The 16,293-nt window shown below is 41.1% G+C and carries 12 protein-coding genes; 8 read left to right on the top strand and 4 right to left on the bottom strand.

The features are described 5' to 3' along the window. The first annotated feature begins 128 nt into the window (after positions 1-128). A complete protein-coding gene (locus ACW5MY_RS17030; RefSeq protein WP_289393961.1) occupies positions 129-2,774 on the top strand; it encodes an N-acetylglucosaminidase in 2,646 nt (881 codons plus the stop codon). Between the two features lie 61 nt (positions 2,775-2,835). Here the strand turns inward: ACW5MY_RS17030 and ACW5MY_RS17025 are convergent, their stop codons facing one another. Next, positions 2,836-4,002 carry a CDP-glycerol--glycerophosphate glycerophosphotransferase gene (locus tag ACW5MY_RS17025; RefSeq protein WP_013353810.1) on the bottom strand — a complete coding sequence of 389 codons (1,167 nt, stop codon included), beginning with the start codon at positions 4,000-4,002 and terminating at the stop codon, positions 2,836-2,838. Positions 4,003-4,034: 32 nt separating this feature from the next. Next, positions 4,035-4,805 carry a WecB/TagA/CpsF family glycosyltransferase gene (locus tag ACW5MY_RS17020; protein WP_013353809.1) on the bottom strand — a complete coding sequence of 257 codons (771 nt, stop codon included), beginning with the start codon at positions 4,803-4,805 and terminating at the stop codon, positions 4,035-4,037. 354 nt (positions 4,806-5,159) lie between these two features. On the opposite strand from ACW5MY_RS17020, the gene tagD reads away from it, so the two are divergent. From tagD to tagH, 5 genes are all read left to right on the top strand, one after another. Further along, a complete protein-coding gene (gene tagD / locus ACW5MY_RS17015; protein ID WP_003151361.1) occupies positions 5,160-5,549 on the top strand; it encodes a glycerol-3-phosphate cytidylyltransferase in 390 nt (129 codons plus the stop codon). 162 nt (positions 5,550-5,711) lie between these two features. Beyond that, entirely contained in the window at positions 5,712-7,730 is a 2,019-nt protein-coding gene (locus tag ACW5MY_RS17010) for an alpha-glucosyltransferase N-terminal domain-containing protein (RefSeq protein WP_013353808.1), read from the top strand. Positions 7,731-7,780: 50 nt separating this feature from the next. Continuing rightward, positions 7,781-9,946: a CDP-glycerol glycerophosphotransferase family protein gene (locus ACW5MY_RS17005; protein ID WP_013353807.1), complete on the top strand. Its 2,166-nt coding sequence runs from the start codon at positions 7,781-7,783 to the stop codon at positions 9,944-9,946. Positions 9,947-10,101: 155 nt separating this feature from the next. Further along, entirely contained in the window at positions 10,102-10,929 is an 828-nt protein-coding gene (gene tagG, locus ACW5MY_RS17000) for a teichoic acids export ABC transporter permease subunit TagG (RefSeq protein WP_013353806.1), read from the top strand. 19 nt (positions 10,930-10,948) lie between these two features. After that, entirely contained in the window at positions 10,949-12,502 is a 1,554-nt protein-coding gene (gene tagH / locus ACW5MY_RS16995; RefSeq protein WP_013353805.1) for a teichoic acids export ABC transporter ATP-binding subunit TagH, read from the top strand. A 35-nt stretch (positions 12,503-12,537) separates the two neighbouring features. Here tagH and galU read toward each other — a convergent pair whose 3' ends face one another. Then, positions 12,538-13,416 carry a UTP--glucose-1-phosphate uridylyltransferase GalU gene (galU, locus tag ACW5MY_RS16990; RefSeq protein ID WP_013353804.1) on the bottom strand — a complete coding sequence of 293 codons (879 nt, stop codon included), beginning with the start codon at positions 13,414-13,416 and terminating at the stop codon, positions 12,538-12,540. A 276-nt stretch (positions 13,417-13,692) separates the two neighbouring features. On the opposite strand from galU, the gene wecB reads away from it, so the two are divergent. Further along, complete coding sequence (gene wecB, locus ACW5MY_RS16985) at positions 13,693-14,832, top strand: non-hydrolyzing UDP-N-acetylglucosamine 2-epimerase (protein ID WP_013353803.1); 1,140 nt, start codon at positions 13,693-13,695, stop codon at positions 14,830-14,832. A 49-nt stretch (positions 14,833-14,881) separates the two neighbouring features. Here wecB and tagU read toward each other — a convergent pair whose 3' ends face one another. Next, entirely contained in the window at positions 14,882-15,802 is a 921-nt protein-coding gene (tagU, locus tag ACW5MY_RS16980) for a polyisoprenyl-teichoic acid--peptidoglycan teichoic acid transferase TagU (RefSeq protein ID WP_013353802.1), read from the bottom strand. A 176-nt stretch (positions 15,803-15,978) separates the two neighbouring features. Between tagU and ACW5MY_RS16975 the strand changes: the two genes are divergently transcribed. Beyond that, a complete protein-coding gene (locus ACW5MY_RS16975; protein WP_013353801.1) occupies positions 15,979-16,281 on the top strand; it encodes a membrane protein in 303 nt (100 codons plus the stop codon). Positions 16,282-16,293 lie beyond the last annotated feature (12 nt).

The following is a 16,293-nucleotide window of genomic DNA, read 5'->3' as shown; positions in this document are numbered from 1 at the left end:
ATCCCGTCTCTGGGATTAAGTTTTTTTATTTGGAAAATTGGATGACTTCTCTCTGTAAAAATGAAGGATGCCGGCCGATAAATAAACTAGTTTGATAGAAACCAATTGAATCAGAAAGAGGAGAAGGAATGAAAAAGAGATTCGTTGCACCTATGTTATTGTCCGCCGTTTTCCTTGTCTCAAGCACCGTTACAGAGCACGCTGAGGCCGCATACAGCGACTATTCCGTTTATGAGCTGGAGACGAAGCAGCAATTTGCTTCTGAGAATGAGGCGCTTCAAGCGGCAGCGAAATTGAAAAAGGATACGGGGTGGCAGGCTGACGCAAAGAAAGCCGGAAATGCGCCGCTCACTTATCAAATCTCCGTATCAGGCTTACACGATGAAACTGATGCGAAAGCCGTGCTGAAAGATTTTACGAAGCAGACGGGTGTGGCCGGCACTTACAGCGCAAGCGGAAGCAAACAGCCGTATGTGACCGTCACATCGGGAGTTCTATCAGACGAGCAGCAGACGAAAAACCTTCTTGCCAAATTGACGAAAGATACGGGCGTGACCGGCGCCGTCAAGCCGACGGGCACAAAGCAGCCGTACATGCAGGTCATGACTGCTGAGATGGCAGCTGAAGCGGACGCAAAAACGCTCACTAAAGAGTTGACGAAGCAGACGGGGGTGAAAGCGTCATACTGTCAGATCAAGCGGGAAACAGCGCAGTTTCAAATCCAGTCAGGAACAATTACCGGCGATCAAAAAGCTTTTCAAATCCAAACTGATTTTCAAAAGGAAACAGGCTTACAATCGTCGCTGACAATGACGGCAAAGGGCAGCGCGAATATCACCGTGACAGCCTCTGACATTCCAAATGCAAATGATGCGGCAGGCTTAGCGAAACAGCTGCAGCAGAAAACGGGTGTCAAAGGGAATGTTCAAAAGTATGCCCAAAGCAAAACGGCAACCGTGTACAATGTGCAGTCAGGGTATTTTAACGGAGTCAGCGCAGCACAAAATGCCGTCAGCCAAATCAAGAAGAATACCGGCGTCAGCGGAAACTATCAAAAAGCCGGCACGAAAAATAATTATACGGTCGCGATGAGCGGACTGACGGCTAAGCAGCTGCAAAGCGTTCAATCTTTCTTTAAAAAGAAAAAATGGCATTGTGACGCATCACCTGTCAAAAAGCCGGCGTCGGTGTCCGCTTACCGGATCACGGCAGGACAGCTTACCGCCGCACAGGCAGATCAAGCGGAGGCGTTTTTCCGCCAGCAGCATGTAAAGACGGCAAGAACCACCGCGGGAAAAACATCAGAAAACGAATACCAGCTGCTTTCTCAACAGACGGCAGACCAGTCGAAGATAAAAAAAGGATTGAATCTGCTGGCCGGATATAAGCTGACTGCTGTTTCCAAAACCGTAGCCAAGCAAACGGGGGCGGCGTACCAAGTCACAACCGAATCACTGCTTGATACGGCAAAGATCAATCGTTCACTGGATTTCTTCAAAGGGAAAAAAGTATCCGCTGCCGCACAGAAAACAGGCGAAACAGCGTATACACAATTCAGGATTGAAACGGCACCGCTGCTTAAAAAGGAAGACATTGACCGCGTGACTGCCTTTTTCAAGCAAAACAAAGCGGCCGGCACTGTGAAGGAGACGGGGAAAACCGCCTATTCACAGTACGTCATCAAAACCGAAAAGTTCAGCAGTAAAACCGTTTTAAATAAAAGCATGAGCTATTTCAGCGCCAAACAATTGCAGGCCGGTTATACGAGTCAAAGCCAGCCGGTTTATGAGCTCCGCATCCGCGATCAATTCACGGGAGCCGATTCCGCAGAAGCCGCTTCCCAAAAGCTGAAAAAGCTGTACGGATGGACGATGGCCATTTTGAAAATAAAGAACGGACCGCAAATCATGAATACCAATTACAACATCTCGGTTGCAGATATGGTCAAAAAACAAATGACAGTCAGCCCGCAGACTGATGCCGCGGCTTACGCGTCGCTTACTTACATCAATACGGCTTCCGGAACGGTCACAGCAGACGTCCTGAACGTCCGATCAACTCCGGAAGTCAGCTCCGGCAATATTATCGGCCAGCTGAAAAAAGGCGATAAAGTCAGCATCATCGGCCAGACAAACGGCTGGGCCAAGCTCAGTATGGGCTGGAGAAACGCCAGCAGTAATGAAGTCGAGCAATACGTCAATCCGGATTACTTTGCGCAAGACAGCAAGTATTACTTTCAATTTCTGAAGCTTTCTCAGACAGCCGGATTGAACGCATCGGAACTGAATCAAAAAGTGCTGGTCAATAAAGGAATACTGACAGGAAAAGGCCAGGCCTTTATTACAGCCGCCGGCAAATACAGCATCAATGAAGTGTATTTGATTTCGCATGCTTTGCTTGAAACGGGCAATGGCACGTCAGAGCTTGCAAACGGCATTACGTATAATGGAAAAAAGGTTTATAACATGTATGGCATCGGGGCTTATGACAGCAACCCGAATTACTACGGCGCACAATACGCGTATAATCAGGGCTGGTTTACTCCGGAAGCCGCGATTATCGGCGGAGCCCAATTCATCGGTGCGTCATATATTCACAACCCCGCATACGAACAGGACACGCTGTATAAAATGAGATGGTCTCAAACCGCGTCCCATCAGTATGCGACAGATATCGGCTGGGCGTATAAGCAGGTAAACCGCATGTACAGCTTATACTCACTGCTGGATGACTATACGCTTTACTATGATGTTCCTGTCTATATGAAGGTGTAAAAAAAGGGCTGAAGTGTATGCTTCAGCCTTTCTTCATGCAAAAAAACACCTGCCGTCGGATTCAGGCAGGTGCTTCATCTCTTTTTTTCATTTTTGTCTCTGCAAATTTCAATAACGCTTCACTCGAATCCCCGTTTGAGTACATATTCCATTTGTCCGAGAACCGCTTCATTTCTTCTGCGTTAAATTGCTCTTTCGTCATTTCCTCCAGAAGGGCTCCGCTGTCATGACATGCCTTCCCGGGAATAACGGACGTATAATTGTCGATTAAACCGCGCTTTTGATCATATTCTTCCAGATCATATGTGAAAAAGAAAATCGGTTTATTTAAAAGCGCGAATTCAAAAGGTACGGAAGAGTAGTCCGTAATTAAAATATCTGCCGCCTTCAAGAGATCATGAAGACGCATGTCAGACACATTCTTGATCGATTCGCTTTCAAACGAAGCCGAAATCTGATTCAAAACGGCAGGGTGAAGTTTTACAAGCAGCATATACTCTCCGTTTAATTCGTTTGTGAGCTGTTCTTCGGTGAATGGGAGCCTGAAGGACTGCATATCATAATCCCTGAATGTCGGTGCGTACAGGATGATTTTTTTCGGCCATTTGCGCTTCAGTTGCGGCTTGTTTTCTTCATAATAGACGTCAGTCAGGGGGACACCCGTTTTTAACAGCTGGCCCTCCCGTATTCCGAATGACTTTTTAAAAACGTCAGCCATCGCGTCTGAGCCGACGGTGACAAAATCAAACGAACGGTACACTTTTTTAAAACGGCTGATGTCTGATGCAGGACGGTTTTGATTCGTCACATCCTCAAGGCCGAACTTTTTCAAAGAACCGTTCGCATGCCACACCTGAATGCATGTCGTTTGCGGCCGGCGGTTTAAAACGCTCGTCAGGAGAAAATAGTTATCCGTTATGACCGCTTTGCTCTTAAAAAGGATGGAAACGGCCTTCACAAGATGCAGCGGGTTTTTTTCGTTCAGATAAAAAGAGCCGAGACCTTCCAGCTCTTTTTCCAGACTGACGGCGTGTCTCGTATACAGAACCGTCACTTCATAAGAAAGCGATTCAGCGTGCGCCTTGTAAGAACGGATGAGAGCCTGCGCATTCTCTTCAAAAGATACCAGCAGGGTCAGATGATTCTTTGCCTTCAAAGGCTTGAACAAAACGCCGAGAACCGTCAGATATATAGAATAGAAAGCGGCGAATAAAGATCGCAAGTTCATAGATTACCAATCTCTTTTGCAGTTTTATTTGTTTAAAGCTGTTTCGTTTGATCTTCAGCCTGCTTGGAATACAGACTTTTATTTGATTTATTATCTCTCAAAACGGTAAAAGCATACTTCGGAATGTTCAGCATCCTTTTCCATCTCCACGGATTTGTCACCAGCCGGTACAGCCATTCCAGATTCGTTTTGATCATCCATCGAGGGGCGCGTTTCACCGTTCCGCTGAAAACATCAAGGCTTCCGCCCAAACCGATCGATACAGCCTGAGGGAAAAGATGTTTGTTTTCATAAATAAATTGTTCCTGATGCGGATAACCTAAGGCGACAAACACGATATCGGGTTTCGCCCGGGAAATCTGTTTGGCGACGAAGCGTTTATCCGCTTCATAGCCGTTGCTGGCTCCGACAACTTCGATATGCGGATACTCTTTGCTGATCCGATTCAAAACGGCATCAAGCACGTCTTGTTTAGCTCCGTATAAAAATATTTTTTTAGACTGCCGGTTTGCGAGACCGAGCAGCGAAAGAAACACATCGAATCCCGCAATTCTTGATTTCAGCGGGTGCTGCGTCAAACGGGACATTAACACGACGCCGATACCATCCGGCAGGACGAAATCCGCGGAAGAAATGACTTGATGATAACCTTTGTCTTTCGCCGCAGCGTATCCGATCTCAGGGTTGACCGTCGCAATGACGGCACCTTGCTTTTGTGCGATATAATAAGTGTCTAAATATGAAATAAACTCCTGTAAATTTCCATTAACATAAGAAAGGTTGTGCACCATTTCAGTCTGCATCTGCCGTCCTCCTTTTGTACGGGATTTCCTTTCACTTTTTCGTGACTTAGGCTAAGCTTTATTTTAACATAATACCTTCAGATAAACTTAACAATAGTTTTACAAAAATATAAATAAGATAACAATTTCTTTAATCATACGCGTGAAAACCCTGCTAAACTCCTATTGTAATAACAATTGTTAATAAAAGGAATTTAACTTCGCTTTACATTAGCTTAACCTTTTCAGGGCTATGTGATATAATGAGGTTCCATGAGTACGAAATTGGCACTTTAGTGATTAAGGATACAGCTGCGCAGCATTTCAGGGCAGTTGCTTGTTATACGTATGATGATAGAAAGGAGCTTTTGTTTCATGAAGAAGGTCATTACTTACGGAACGTTTGATTTACTGCATTGGGGTCATATTAAACTGCTTGAGCGCGCAAAGCAGCTTGGAGATTACCTTGTCGTTGCCATCTCAACAGATGAGTTCAACCTTCAAAAACAAAAAAAGGCCTATCACAGCTATGAACACAGAAAGCTGATTCTGGAAACCATCCGTTATGTCGACGAAGTCATTCCGGAAAACAGCTGGGATCAAAAAGTACGGGACGTAGCGGATCACAACATCGACGTGTTCGTAATGGGAGACGATTGGGAAGGCAAATTCGACTTCCTTAAAGATCAATGCGAAGTCATCTATCTCCCTAGAACCGAAGGTATTTCCACTACACAGATTAAAAAAGAAATTGCCGGGGTGTAATACGGGAATTTAATAGATTGCGTGAAAAACCATCAAAGTACTTCTTATTTTTAGATAAGAAGTACTTTTTGATGCTTAAATTGGTTTTGTTAATTTAATCTGCGGGAATAGTATTATTTTGCAGTGTTTTATTAAATTCATATGGTGAAAGGGAGAAAAAATTTGTCCAATCAGCCTATTAACTATAATAATGAGTTTCCCGATATGATGTATTATTTTATCTCAGGCGGACTGCCGGATAATTACGGAGGCCTGACCAAATCACTATTATTGCGCTCTAAACTCTTCGGAGAAGAAAGCCAAAAGAAAACCGCCTTTCTTACTTTTAGATTTGATTTAGAGTTTGCAAGAAAAAAGAACGAGCTGTTTGAAAATGGAAAAGCTGACTCCGAATACACACAAGTTATCAACATGTATGATGACTTTTTAAGTAAAAAAACAAAAGGCAAGCGGATTTATTCAGAGAAAATTGAGCTGGATCAAATAAAAAGACATGTCAGCAAGGGGAAAGTAAGCAAAGCAATCTCAAAAATATTCGGCAAATCATCAAATGATTATATTCTTTCCTATTATTCAGGCGGTGCGGCGGTACGTTACGTAGACTACCTGAATGATGAAAAACAAGTAATAAAAAGGGAAGAATACAATAAAGAAGGACAGGCTGTCATTGTCTCTCATTTTGATACCAAGATTAATCAAATCTTCCTTCAGGAGTTTATCAACAGCGAAAATGTCGTTTATTTGGAAAAACACTACATGTGGGACAGCCAAAGTGAAGAAGTCAAATTAACACATTTTACGTGGTACACGGAGGAAGGTCCATTAACATTTAAAGATGAATCTGAGCTGCGCCGGCATTGGATAGACGTTCTTCAAAATGAAAACGATCGGCCTAAACTATTTCTGGTCGACAGCAGACCTCAGGACAAACATGTCTTCAGAGTAAAAAAAGCGCCGTCATCATATTACGCTGCGATTATTCACAACAAACATTATGGTGATAGTAAATTACAGATCAAAGGGCGTTATAAAGAAGTTTTCGGTCAGATGAATAATCTGGATGCCGTATTTTTTATTACTGAGGAGCAGATTGCAGATTTCACTTTGATTACGGGAGAAAAAGAGACATTCTTTTTTACGCCGCATACGATTAATAAACCGCTTGATGAAGAGGTTTTGAACGTTCCGAGTGAACGAAATAAAGCGGTTATTATCTCAAGGCTTGCCGCAATGAAAAATCTGACGCATGCCGTTAAAGCGTTCAAACTTGTCGTAGATGAAATCCCGGATGCGAAACTGGACATATTCGGTTCCGGAGAAGATACAGAAAAAATCAAAAAGGAAATTGAAGCTCAAAACCTCAAGGATAATGTATTGCTGAAAGGATACACGAATAACCCTGATTACGAGTTTCAAAAAGCATGGCTGACAATTTCGACGTCTCACTTTGAAGGCTTCGGTCTGTCAAATATGGAAGCATTGAGCAACGGATGCCCGGTCGTAACTTACGATTACGATTACGGTGCCAGAAGCTTGGTAGAAGATGGAGTAAACGGCTATGTTATCGAGCAATATAATATAGAAAAATTAGCGGAGGCCATTATCTCTTTAATGAGAGATGACAGCACTCATCAACAATTTTCACGTCAGGCCTTTAAAATGGCTGAAAAATACTCTAAACCAAACTATATTAAAAATTGGTCATATGCTCTTTCCAAAATGATTGAAGTGAGAAAAGAAAAGGAACGGCTCGCTGAAAAAGTCGGCTCTAAAGAACAGCCGATTACATCTTTTGAAAAAAACGGCGACGGACTAGCGATCAGCGTTTCAGTGTCTGACCCAAATGATGTGTTTGAAAAAGTCAGCCTGATTGGGATTGATCGGAAAAACAAAGCTGAAATCATATCCGTATCCTCTGATCAGCCGGCTCAGACGTTTACGATTAATTTTGAAAAGGACATCAAAAAAGAGAAAATCGAGGCCAATCAAACTTCGGTTCTTGACTTTTACATTCAGTTTGTATCAGCTGACCGTATACGTATTCAAAGAAGGGTATCCAGCCGTGAAGTCAACCTCGGCGAAAAGGACCGGTTTATGAATAACGGATATATTTTTGAACCTTATACGACAGTGAAAGGTAATTTCTCTATTAAATTAAACAAAAAGGATCACATCGATTAAGTGAAATCGGCTAAGTGAAGAGCTTTAATACAGAGGAGCAGAAAATAAGTATGGATGAAAATACTGTGATTAAATGTATTTTGAAAAGCTTAAAAAATAATGTGGGCGATCTGATGCTCTCTATTTCACTTGAAAGCGAAGAACCATTAGCTGAGGAAGTGAAATATTATTTAAAATTAAAAGAACGGCGTTCCGGAGCGGAGGATTTTGTTCTTTTAGAGAAAGAGAGCCCGGCGCAATACAGCACTTCAATTAATATTCACTCGTTTCCTGAACCTTTAGAAATGGGACAGACTTATGATTTTTATGTGGTTTTGGGTGAGCCGGCTGCGGAGGAGGAAGAACAGCCGATGCAGGTGCGTTTATCCGTGGAAGCGGAAGCGATTGAGCGTGCCTACCACCTTGATCATACGACTGAGCTGTTAATTTTGCCTTATACAACCGATAAGGGTAATTTCTCTTTAAAAGTAAAAAGAGAAGCGAAAATCGTGAAATTTGATGAGATTCAGCTGAAGGCAGAAGAGATTAATATTTCAGGGTATGCCGGATATCTTAGTTCAGAGAATCAGCTCTCAGTTAAAAATTTGCAATTTGTCATTAAAAAAGGGGGAGAAGACCCCGTAGAAAAACATTTTCCTATTGAAATGACAAAAAAAGCGGAGAATATTGAAGAGCTTCGAGAAGATGCATTCACTCCTGAAATTTTTGATTTCCAAATAAAGATTCCATTAAAAGATATTCCTTATTCTCTGGAAAAACGATTTGTCTACCGCATGTTTATGGAATTTCATTGTGAAAACGAGGAATCTGAACATATTGTTATCACCAGCACTCCGCTTGTGCTTGGGGATAGGAAAAATAAACTGAAAGGCCTCATTAGCGTTGTGAATAAAGACAGCGGGCCGGTCAGATATGAAGTATATAAAAAGAAGAAAAAGCAGACTGTCTGTATCCGTGTGAACGACTACAGCCTGAAAACAAGGGTAAAATACTTCATAAAAGGAAAGAAAAAGCGTTTCATTTCTAAAATAAAAAAACTGAAAAAACGCAGAAATTCTCTTATTACGAAGGGTTATAAAGTTGTTTTCAGAATGGCGAGCAAAATGCCTGTCAAAAGCAAGACCATTATTTTTGAAAGCTTTAACGGCAAGCAATACAGCTGTAACCCGAGAGCCATTTATGAATACATGCAAATCAATCATCCGGAATATAAAATGTATTGGAGCGTAAATAAGCAGTATACAGCGCCTTTTAAAGAGAAGGGCATTCAATACATTAACAGGCTCTCAATCAAGTGGCTGTTTGCTATGGCGCGGGCAGAGTATTGGGTAGTCAACAGCCGTCTGCCTTTATGGATTCCAAAGCCGGAACATACAACCTATCTTCAAACATGGCACGGCACGCCTTTAAAAAGACTTGCAATGGATATGGAAGAAGTCCATATGCCGGGTACCAATACGAAAAAATATAAAAAGAATTTTATTAAAGAGGCATCAAATTGGGATTATTTAATTTCACCGAATGCCTATTCGTCTGAGATATTTGCGCGCGCCTTCCAATTCGAGAAAACAATGATTGAGTCAGGTTATCCGAGAAATGACTTTCTTCATAATGACAATAATGAAGAGACAATCACAGCGATCAAAAGAAGATTACACTTGCCAGAGGACAAGAAAATTATTCTTTATGCGCCGACATGGAGAGATGACCAATTTTATGCAAAAGGGCGTTATAAATTTGACCTTGATTTGGACCTGCACAAATTAAGGGAAGAGCTCGGAGATGAATATCTCGTTATTCTGAGAATGCATTATCTTGTGGCTGAAAATTTTGACCTGGGTCCGTTTGAAGGGTTTGCTTACGATTTTTCTGCCCACGAAGATATTCGTGAATTGTATATGATTTCAGATCTGTTAATCACGGATTACTCTTCAGTATTTTTCGATTTTGCAAATCTGAAGCGTCCGATGCTGTTTTTTGTTCCTGATATTGAAACGTACCGGGACAAACTCAGAGGGTTTTACTTCGATTTTGAGAAAGATGCTCCCGGACCGTTAGTAAAAACGACAGAAGAAACAATCGATGCAATCAAACACATTTCATCACCGGGTTATCAGCACCCAGTTTCATTCAAACCTTTTTACGACAAGTTCTGTTATCTGGAATCAGGACATTCTTCTGAAAAAGTCGTAAAGATTGTGTTTGAATCTGAATAATAGAAAAACCCCTTTGTATCAAGGGGTTTTTCTATTATGGCTTTACAAAGCTTTTAGCAGCATTTGCATGCGGCTTGAAAGTGAAAAAAAAATTAATTTCTGGTACAATTATCAGCGATGCTTTATAAAATCAAATCAACCTAAGGAAGATTAAAATGAATGCTGTAGTGAAAATACTAAAAGAGCAAGTAACATCATTTCCTTTAATCATGCGTTTAGCGGCCTACGAAACAAAGTCTAAATATCAAATGAATTATTTAGGCGTTTTATGGCAGTTTTTAAATCCTCTTATTCAAATGCTTGCCTATTGGTTTGTTTTTGGATTGGGAATCAGAAAAGGAGGGCCGATGGCTACAGGTGCCGGAGAAGTGCCTTTCATTCTGTGGATGCTTGCAGGTCTGATACCGTGGTTTTTTATAAGTCCGACAATACTAGACGGATCAAATAGTGTATTTAAAAGAATTAAAATGGTTGCTAAAATGAATTTTCCAATCAGTTCTTTGCCGTCCGTCGCCATCGCTTCTAATTTGTTCAGTTATGCAATTATGATGGTGATATATATCATTGCATTGCTTGCCAGCGGAATCTATCCGAGCCTTCATTGGCTTCAATATATTTATTATTTTGTATGTCTGATGGCTTTCTTATTTTCGTTCAGCTTGTTTAATTCGACAATCAGCGTGCTGATCCGAGACTATCAGTTTCTTCTTCAGGCAGTGACAAGACTTTTGTTTTTCCTGCTGCCGATTTTTTGGGACATTCACTCGAAGCTGGGGGCAGATCACCCGGAATTGGTGCCGGTCCTGAAGCTGAATCCGCTTTTTTATATTATTGACGGATTCAGGAACAGTTTCTTAGATGGTCAGTGGTTCTTTCAAGATATGAAATATACACTGTATTTCTGGCTGTTCACTTTATTTTTATTAACAGTCGGTTCTGTTTTACACATGAAATTCAGAGATAAGTTTATTGACTTTCTTTAATACGTAAGGAGATTGTACGATGAAACTAAAAGTTTCGTTTCGAAATGTTTCAAAGCAGTATCATCTTTATGAAAAACAGTCGGACAAAATAAAAGGTTTGTTTTTCCCTGCTAAAGATAACGGTTTTTTCGCTGTGCGAAATGTCTCCTTTGATGTATATGAAGGGGAGACAATCGGCTTTGTAGGAATTAACGGATCGGGTAAATCGACGATGTCAAATCTGCTTGCAAAAGTAATACCGCCGACAAGCGGTGAAATTGAAATGAACGGCCAGCCGTCGCTTATTGCGATTGCGGCCGGTTTAAATAATGCCTTGACTGGCCGGGATAACATAAGACTCAAATGTTTAATGATGGGGCTGACAAATAAAGAAATCGATGAGATGTATGACAGCATAGTTGAGTTTGCTGAGATCGGTGATTTTATTAATCAGCCGGTGAAAAACTATTCGAGCGGTATGAAGTCCCGCCTTGGCTTTGCTATTTCCGTGCATATAGATCCGGATATCTTAATCATTGATGAAGCCCTCTCTGTAGGGGACCAGACATTTTATCAGAAGTGTGTTGACCGGATCCAGGAATTTAAGGAACAAGGAAAAACCATTTTCTTTGTGAGTCATTCCATCGGTCAGATTGAAAAAATGTGTGACCGTGTGGCTTGGATGCACTATGGTGAATTAAGAATGTTCGACGATACTGAAACCGTAGTCAAAGAGTACAAATCATTTATCGATTGGTTTAATAAGCTCTCCAAAAAAGACAAAGAGAAATATAAGAAAGATCAGGTTGCTGAGCGTAAAAAAGAATCGCCTGAGCAGCAGGCGATTGTAAAGGAACAAAAGAAAAGAAATAAATCCGGATCAGCAGTCAATGCTGTTCAAATTGCAATATTATCAATACTGCTTGTGTTTATAGCCGGAACCATGTTTTTCAGCGCCCCGCTCCGTACGATCGCTTCGTTCGGTAAGATCGGATATCAAGATGATATCAATAAGGGGAAATACCAGACATCGGTGAATAAAAAAGGTTTCGTATTAAAAGATCAGACGCAAGCGTATAAAGATACAGAGCTGAAAAAAAAGGCTGACTTCCTTATTCCGTTCGGTGCTCAGATTAAAGTTGTATCTGAAGACAGGCAATCGGCAAAGATTGAGATTAACAATAAAACGTACTATATCCCGCAAAACGCAGCAGTCTTTAACGGAAAAAGTTCAAATGTGAAAGCATCGGCTTTTTCACCGTATGTAAAGCAGAGTGATGCTGACCAACTTGTTTCCCTTCTGGGAGAGCGCGTTAATGATATTCAGCAAGAAACTAAAGAGTTGCAGAAAGAAGTCGTGAATGGCCGGGAGACATTGTATCTTAAAAATGGCCAGGTTAGTTATGTAATAAAGAATGGCAAGGCCGAGCAGCTTGTTTTCAGAGGAATATCGGCTGTTACTCCGGCAGATCTATCTCTGAATAATCAAGATGTTATAAAGGGAAGCGGTGATCGGCAATTTATTGCCGAAAATGATAAATACGCTTTTATCATCAATAACGACAATCAAACATTAACCTGCATTTTAAAATAAAAAGCTGTTGGATTTATTCCAACAGCTTTTTTCTCTTATAATTCATCTTTTCTTAACAGGTCTTCCATGAAAGGAATGAGATGATCACGCAGTTCATGATCCTGCATCGCAAATTCTAATGTAGTGGTAATAAAGCCTAGTTTTTCACCAACATCATATCTTTTGCCCTCAAAATCGTAGGCAAAAACCCGTTGGATTTCATTCAGTCTTTGAATAGCGTCTGTAAGCTGAATTTCTCCTCCGGCACCAATTTGCTGTTCTTCAAGATACATGAAGATTTCAGGAGTGAAGACATAACGTCCCAGTATTGCAAGGTTGGACGGAGCAGTCCCTTGCGGCGGCTTTTCAACAAAGTTCTTCACCTGATATCTGCGGCCTTCACTTGTCAGCGGATCAATAATTCCGTATCGATGGGTTTCTTCCTCAGGCACTTGCTGAACCCCTATAATAGAAGAAAGTGTTTTTTCATATTCATCCATCAGCTGACGAAGTCCTGGTTTCTCTGCTTGAACGATATCATCTCCGAGAAGGACGGCGAATGGCTCGTCACCGATAAAATTACGTGCGCACCAAACGGCATGTCCAAGACCTTTTGGCTCCTTTTGCCGGATATAATGAATGTCAGCAAGGTTAGAGGCTTTTCGGACTTTTTCTAAGAGTTCAATCTTTCCTTTTTCCTCTAGGTTTCTTTCGAGCTCTGGTGAATAATCAAAATGATCTTCAATTGCTCTCTTGCTTTTTCCCGTAACAATAATAATGTCTTCAATACCCGCTTCTACCGCTTCTTCAATTATGTATTGAATAGTTGGTTTGTCTACAATCGGAAGCATCTCTTTCGGCATGGCTTTAGTTGCCGGCAGAAAGCGTGTCCCTAAACCTGCAGCGGGGATTATGGCTTTGCGTACTTTTTTCAATTTAAAGCACCTTCCTTAGCGTCACTTAAATGATAAGTTATGATATTTATACAGACTCAGGCTTGCTGATATTTTCTGTATACCCGATATTTCATTTTTAACACTTTTAATGATATAAGATAAACCATTATTAAACAAGTTTTATCCGCAAAGCCTTAATGATATATCCTTTTTCAATTAGGGGAAAATAATACAAGATATTTAACCCGCGGATCATATCGTGTAAAATGGATTGATAATGAAAAATGACACAAACCAGATACAGGAGAAATAGACATGAAAAAACTTAAAGTCATGACGGTATTCGGTACAAGGCCTGAAGCGATAAAAATGGCGCCCCTTGTGCTTGAATTAAAAAAATACCCTGAAATTGAATCATATGTCACTGTAACTGCCCAGCACAGACAAATGCTGGATCAAGTTCTCCACGCATTTCGTATTAAGCCTGATTTCGATCTGAATATTATGAAAGAACGGCAGACGCTGGCCGAAATCACTTCAAACGCCTTGGTGAAACTGGACGGTCTGTTTAAGGAAATCAAGCCTGATATTGTTCTTGTTCACGGTGATACGACAACCACCTTTGCCGGAAGCCTTGCAGCTTTTTATCATCAGATTGCAGTCGGTCACGTAGAGGCCGGATTGCGGACGGGCAACAAATATTCTCCGTTTCCGGAAGAACTGAACCGTCAAATGACCGGAGCGCTTGCTGATATCCACTTTGCTCCGACACAGCAAGCGAAGCAAAATTTACTGAATGAGAATAAAAAAGAAAGCTCAATTTTTGTTACCGGAAATACAGCGATTGATGCTCTGAATACAACGGTTCACTCTGAATATTCACACAGGATGTTTGAAACAATCGGCAATGACAGAATGATTTTACTGACGGCGCACCGCAGGGAAAATTTAGGTCAGCCTATGGAACATATGTTTAAAGCCATCCGCCGGATCGCAGACGAGTTCAGCGATGTTCAAGTCGTTTATCCGGTACACTTGAATCCGGCTGTACGTGAAGCTGCTGATAAGCACTTTGGTGATTCGAAGCGTGTCCATTTGATTGAACCTCTTGAAGTGATTGATTTCCACAATTTTGCGTCAAGGTCGTATTTCATTTTAACTGATTCAGGAGGCGTTCAGGAGGAAGCTCCTTCCTTAGGAAAGCCGGTTCTCGTATTACGCGATACTACTGAACGGCCCGAAGGAGTGGAGGCGGGCACGCTGAAATTAGCCGGTACTGATGAAGAAACGATTTATCAGCTGACAAAACAGCTGATAACTGATAAACAAGAATATGAAAAAATGTCGCGGGCATCTAATCCCTATGGAGATGGTATGGCATCAAGAAGGATTGCTGAGGGGCTGCTCTATCAATTCGGACTGCGTTCAGAGCGTCCTGATTCATTTGAGGTGTAACAAGGAAGCAGCTCCGCATAAGTATGCGAAGCTGCTTTTTCTTCATTAATTAAAGGTTGAGACTGCTTTTTAATTCTTTTGTAATAGAAGCAAGTCCGTTTTCATCTGCTTTGTAATAGTAAATTCCGTTAATTTTGGTGCCGTCACCCTTCAATTCATGCTGAATCACTTTCTTGCGGGCATCTTTATAACCGGATTGAATATCCCACATATCATCAAAAGTTAAATTCGTTTTTACATTGTTCTCTACCACTTTAAACATATCTCCGAATTTCGTGACAGAAGAGATATTTGCCCCTTTATTGATAATACCCTCTATAATCTGCCGCTGTCTGTCTTGACGGCCGAAGTCTCCTTTAGGATCTTCTTTTCGCATTCGTGAGTAGGCGAGGGCTTCATCACCGTTTAATGAAATATTGCCTTTGCTGAAGGAATAACCGTCATAGTTGAAAGCGAATGTACTGTTGACAGTGATGCCGCCTAAAGTGTCAACGACAGCTTTAAAGCTTTCCATGTTTACTTTAATGAAGTAATCTACAGGAAGGTCCAAGAAATTCTCCACCGTATCTACTGCCATTTGTGTACCGCCGAATGCGTATGAATGATTGATTTTATCCATCGTGCCTTTGCCGATAATTTTTGTATATGTGTCTCGCGGAATACTGACCATGTCCGTTGTTTTTGTCTTTGGATTGACTGTAAGGTAAATGAGCGAGTCGGCCCTACCTTTATCATTTTTACGTTCATCTACGCCCATGATTAAGACAGAGAACGGTTCGTGTTTATTTATTTTTACCTCAGTACTGCGTTTATTCGATTTGTTAATGTCTTCGTGAATGCTTGCGACAGTTGATGCCGCTTTATGCCATAGATAGTATGTAAAGCCGCCGGAAACTAAAATAAAAATGCCGATGATTGTCAGAAAGACCAGTAACAAAGTCTTTTTCTTTTTTCTTCGTTTACTTCTCATCTCAATACACCCCATCTGTTTTAATTGAAAATTGGACTTCCAGCAAATACAAGATTATATAATAAATACATTAAATCCTAATATAGTCGAATATTATCGAAAAAAGTTTCAATGTTTCTTAATTTTTCTTTAAAATAGATAATATATTGTCGATAATCCATAATGAGGTGAAAAAAATGAAAAAAATTTTTGGATGTTTGTTCTTTATACTGCTTCTAGCCGGGTGCGGAGTTACCAATGAAAAATCCCAAGGCGAGGATGCAGGTGAAAAGCTGGTAACGAAAGAGGGCACTTATGTAGGGCTGGCGGATACTCATACAATAGAAGTTACTGTCGATCATGAACCGGTAAGTTTTGATATCACTGAAGAATCAGCGGATGATGTGAAGAATTTAAATAATGGCGAAAAAGTGACAGTAAAATATCAAAAAAATAGCAAAGGACAGCTTGTGCTGAAGGATATTGAACCGGCAAATTAAGAAATAGGAGGA

The sequence above is a fragment of the Bacillus sp. Bwzl_19 genome, assembly GCF_054900515.1.
The sequence above is the reverse complement of the archived record's forward strand: the minus strand, read 5'-3'. Positions and strand labels throughout refer to the sequence as shown.

Excerpts from the sequence above, each read along its gene's own strand:
- ACW5MY_RS17030 (WP_289393961.1), top strand. The coding sequence starts at position 129 with ATGAAAAAGAGATTCGTTGCACCTATGTTATTGTCCGCCGTTTTCCTT.
- ACW5MY_RS17025 (WP_013353810.1), bottom strand. The coding sequence starts at position 4,002 with ATGAACTTGCGATCTTTATTCGCCGCTTTCTATTCTATATATCTGACG.
- ACW5MY_RS17020 (WP_013353809.1), bottom strand. The coding sequence starts at position 4,805 with ATGCAGACTGAAATGGTGCACAACCTTTCTTATGTTAATGGAAATTTA.
- tagD (WP_003151361.1), top strand. The coding sequence starts at position 5,160 with ATGAAGAAGGTCATTACTTACGGAACGTTTGATTTACTGCATTGGGGT.
- ACW5MY_RS17005 (WP_013353807.1), top strand. The coding sequence starts at position 7,781 with ATGGATGAAAATACTGTGATTAAATGTATTTTGAAAAGCTTAAAAAAT.
- tagG (WP_013353806.1), top strand. The coding sequence starts at position 10,102 with ATGAATGCTGTAGTGAAAATACTAAAAGAGCAAGTAACATCATTTCCT.
- tagH (WP_013353805.1), top strand. The coding sequence starts at position 10,949 with ATGAAACTAAAAGTTTCGTTTCGAAATGTTTCAAAGCAGTATCATCTT.
- wecB (WP_013353803.1), top strand. The coding sequence starts at position 13,693 with ATGAAAAAACTTAAAGTCATGACGGTATTCGGTACAAGGCCTGAAGCG.
- tagU (WP_013353802.1), bottom strand. The coding sequence starts at position 15,802 with ATGAGAAGTAAACGAAGAAAAAAGAAAAAGACTTTGTTACTGGTCTTT.
- ACW5MY_RS16975 (WP_013353801.1), top strand. The coding sequence starts at position 15,979 with ATGAAAAAAATTTTTGGATGTTTGTTCTTTATACTGCTTCTAGCCGGG.